This window comes from Nostocoides sp. (assembly GCF_035343835.1).
Lineage (GTDB): Bacteria > Actinomycetota > Actinomycetes > Actinomycetales > Dermatophilaceae > Nostocoides_A > Nostocoides_A vanveenii.
Map to the genome: position 1 here is coordinate 6,626 of NZ_DAOQZV010000109.1, position 3,541 is coordinate 10,166.

The window sequence follows — 3,541 nt, forward strand, 5'->3', positions numbered from 1 at the left end:
AAGCCAGGGGCAGGGTCAGGGGGTGATCTCGCGGACCTGGCCGGCGTCGACCTCCCAGCGGCGGGTCAAGCGGACGGTGGCCAACATCCGGCGATCGTGGGTGACCAGCAGGACGGTGCCGTCGAAGGCGTCGATCGCCTGCTCCAACTGCTCGATGGCCGGCAGGTCGAGATGGTTGGTCGGCTCGTCCAGGACGAGCAGGTTGACGCCGCGGGCCTGCAGCAGGGCCAGCGCGGCCCGGGTCCGCTCGCCCGGTGAGAGCGAGTTCGCCTGGCGCGCAATGTGATCGGCTCGCAGCCCGAACTTCGCCAGGAGGGTGCGTACGTCGGCGTGCGACCAGTCCGGCATCTCCTCCTCGAAGGCCCGCACGAGGGTCAGCTCCGACTCGAAGCTCGCCCGGGCCTGGTCGACCTCGCCGACGACGACCGACGACCGCAAGCCAGCACTCCCGGTCGCCGGCGCGATGCGGCCGAGCAGCAGCCCAAGCAGGGTGGTCTTGCCCGACCCATTGGGGCCGGTGATCGCGACCCGGTCACCAAGATCGAGCTGGACATCGACCGGGCCGAGACGGAAGGCACCCCGCTCGACGACGGCACCGGAGGCGACCGCGACGATATCGCCGGACCGGCCGGCCGAGGCGATCGTGAACTGTAGCTCCCACTCCTTGCGCGGCTCTTCCACGACCTCCAGGCGCTCGATCATCCGCTCGGTCTGGCGCGCCTTCGCGGCCTGCTTCTCCGAGGTCGCGACAGCGTGGGCACGGATGAACTTGTCCCGCTCAGATCCAGACTTCTTCTTGCGCAACGCATTTCGCGTGCCCTTGTCCATCCAGGCGCGCTGCCGTCGGGCGCGGTCCGCAAGTGCGGCCCGACGTGCCGAATACTCCTCGAAACTCTCCCGAGCCCGGCGCCGGGCGATCGAACGCTCCTGGAGATAGGCGTCATACGTCCCGCCATAGGTCGCGACGGTCAGCAGCGACCGGTCGATCTCGACCACGGCGGTGACGGTCCGCGAGAGAAACTCCCGGTCATGGCTGACCACGACACAGGGGGCATCCAGCCCGGCGACGAAGTCCTCGAGCAGGTCCAGGCCGGCGGCGTCGAGGTCGTTGGTCGGCTCGTCCAGGAAGTAGGCGTCATACCGCGAGAGCAGCAGGCCGGCCAGCGAGACGCGCGCAGCCTGCCCGCCGGAGAGCGTGTCGGCGGCGCGGTCGAGATCGATCGCGAGCCCGAGCTGCGCGGCGACGATCTCCAGGCGCTCGTCCAGGTCACCGCCGCCGAGGGCGAGCCAGGTTTCCAACGCGTCGGCATAGGCATTGTCAGCGCCCGCCGACCCCGAAGCCAGCGCGTCGGCCGCAGCCTCCATGGCGGTGCTCGCGGGCCCGACGCCGGTGCGGCGCAACAGTTGCGCTCGGATGGTCTCGCCGGTGCGGGCGTCGGGCACCTGCGTCAACAGCCCGAGGCGCGCGTGCCGAGGAGAGCGGCTGACGGTGCCGCGGTCCGGCGCGCGAACCCCCGCGAGGATGCGCAGCAGGGTCGACTTTCCGGCGCCATTGGGCCCGACCAACCCGATGACATCCCCGGGGGCGACGATCAGGTCGAGCCCGGAGAAAAGCTCCCGGTCACCGAAGGATGCGCCCACCCCGCGGGCTTGGATCGTCGCGCTCACGCTCGGCAGTCTCGCACTCCGCGAGCCCGGGCTCACCTGTGTTTCGGCGGGACGCGGCCTAGGCGGCGCGATGCCGGGCATTCGCGCCGCCCAGGCTCGGATCAGCCGGCGACCGGGAGGGTGGCCACGCACACCTCGCCGGTGCGCAGGTCGATGGCGGACGCGCCGACATTGTCGGTGCCACTCTGGTCGGCCGTGCCTCGGCTGACCGCGACATCGCCCGCGGTGTTCGAAACGCGCACCCCGGCATACACGCCGGTGAGGTTGTCGGCGACCCCGACGGCCCACGGGTGGTAGGCGCCGGACCCGTCCACGCTGACCGTGATGGCGATGGAGCCGCCCGAGGCGCTCGCGGTCAGCGAGATCGTGGATCCCTTGGTGCACGTCGCGACCACGGGGACCTCGATAGCGGTGGCGGATGCGGCGGGGGCATAGGCAAGGGCGGCGGTGAGGGCGCCGGCGAAGGTGATGGCGGTGGCGGAACGACGGGCGGTCATCAGGATGCCTTTCACTAACAATGGGTTGCTGGGCATGGTCTTTCCTATGCCCGATGAGCTACCCGCGGGAACGCGCAGCGGCTACGGAGACCGGTCGCCGGCCGGGGGAGCCGTGCGCACGGCATACGGAAGTCCGACCCATTCGCGTATGACGGTTGCGCACCTTTTACCCCGCGTCACCCGCCGCTCCGGGCGCCGCCGGGGGGTAGCGTCGCAGGATGGTCCAGATCACGCCCAACCTGTGGTTCGACGACAATGCGGAACAGGCGGCGCAGTTCTATGTCGCGATCTTCCCGGGCTCGCGCATCACGAATATTGCCCGCTACACCGCGGCCGGCCCAGGGCCCGAAGGCCAAGCGGTGACGGTCGATTTCGAACTCGACGGCCAGCGCTTCACCGGCATCAACGGCGGGCCGATGTTCACCTTCAGCGAGGCCGTCTCCTTCGCCCTACCGTGCGCCGACCAGGCCGAGTCCGACCGCTATTGGGAGGCGCTGCTGGCCGATGGTGGACAGCCGTCCCAGTGCGGCTGGCTCAAGGACAAGTTCGGGCTCTCCTGGCAGGTCTACCCACGCGCGCTGGGCGACTACACCGCGGACCCCGACCCAGAACGCGCGGCGCGGGCGACCGCGGCCATGCTGCAGATGAGCCGGATCGACCTGGCTGCCGTCGCGGCCGCGGCCGACGGACTCCCGCAGGAGCACTCGTGACCGGGGCCGCCGCGTGCATTCTGGTGGGCACCACCAAGGGTGCCTTCCTGCTGGACGGGGACGCCGACCGCGCGACCTGGCGCGTGCGCGGGCCGTTCTGCGACGGCTGGCCGATCAACCACATCGTCGGCGATCCCGCGACCGGCACGATCTGGGCCGGCGGTGGGGGCGACTGGACCGGTGCGGGGGTCTGGCGCTCGGCCGACGACGGAGCAACCTGGGACGTATGCCGACTCACGTCCGGTCAACTCGACGAGTGGGCTGCCGGCGACCCCGCTTTCGCCGAGCAGATCGGCTGGTCCGAGGACGCGCTGCCCTTTGGGACGCGGTTCAGCCAGATCTGGTCCTTGGCGCGCGTCGGCGAGCGGGTCTTTGCCGGCACCAAGCCGGCCGTCCTGCTGGTCAGCGATGACGACGGGCGCAGTTGGTCGGAGGTCAAGGGACTAAGCGATCACCCCTCGCGCCCGGACTGGGCGCCGGGGGCGGCGGGGCTGGTGCTGCACACGATCACCAGCGACCCCGTCGACCCGGACCGGATCTGGATCGGCATCTCCTCCGCGGGCGTCTTCGCCTCGACGGACGGGGGTGTGACGTGGGAGCGGCGCAACGATCTGGCCGACCCCACGGCATACGGCGATCCGGGGCACCCGGCGGCGCCGAGCGGTG

Annotated in this window: 3 protein-coding genes and 1 pseudogene; 2 read left to right on the plus strand and 2 right to left on the minus strand. The window is 70.9% G+C overall.

Annotated elements, in window-relative coordinates; all coding sequences use genetic code 11:
• Window positions 1-15: 15 nt before the first annotated feature.
• Complete coding sequence (locus PKH97_RS09315) at window positions 16-1,668, minus strand: ABC-F family ATP-binding cassette domain-containing protein (protein ID WP_324387129.1); 1,653 nt, start codon at window positions 1,666-1,668, stop codon at window positions 16-18.
• Between the two features lie 101 nt (window positions 1,669-1,769).
• Window positions 1,770-2,201, minus strand: coding sequence for a hypothetical protein (locus tag PKH97_RS09320; protein WP_324387130.1), 432 nt, complete (start codon window positions 2,199-2,201; stop codon window positions 1,770-1,772).
• Between the two features lie 182 nt (window positions 2,202-2,383).
• Here PKH97_RS09320 and PKH97_RS09325 point away from each other — a divergent pair, with 182 nt between their 5' ends.
• Window positions 2,384-2,875, plus strand: coding sequence for a VOC family protein (locus PKH97_RS09325; protein ID WP_324387131.1), 492 nt, complete (start codon window positions 2,384-2,386; stop codon window positions 2,873-2,875).
• Window positions 2,872-3,541: pseudogene (locus PKH97_RS09330) on the plus strand (sialidase family protein); the annotation flags it as partial. The gene PKH97_RS09325 and the pseudogene PKH97_RS09330, both read left to right, overlap by 4 nt.

Excerpts from the sequence above, each read along its gene's own strand:
- PKH97_RS09325 (WP_324387131.1), top strand. The coding sequence starts at position 2,384 with ATGGTCCAGATCACGCCCAACCTGTGGTTCGACGACAATGCGGAACAG.
- PKH97_RS09320 (WP_324387130.1), bottom strand. The coding sequence starts at position 2,201 with ATGCCCAGCAACCCATTGTTAGTGAAAGGCATCCTGATGACCGCCCGT.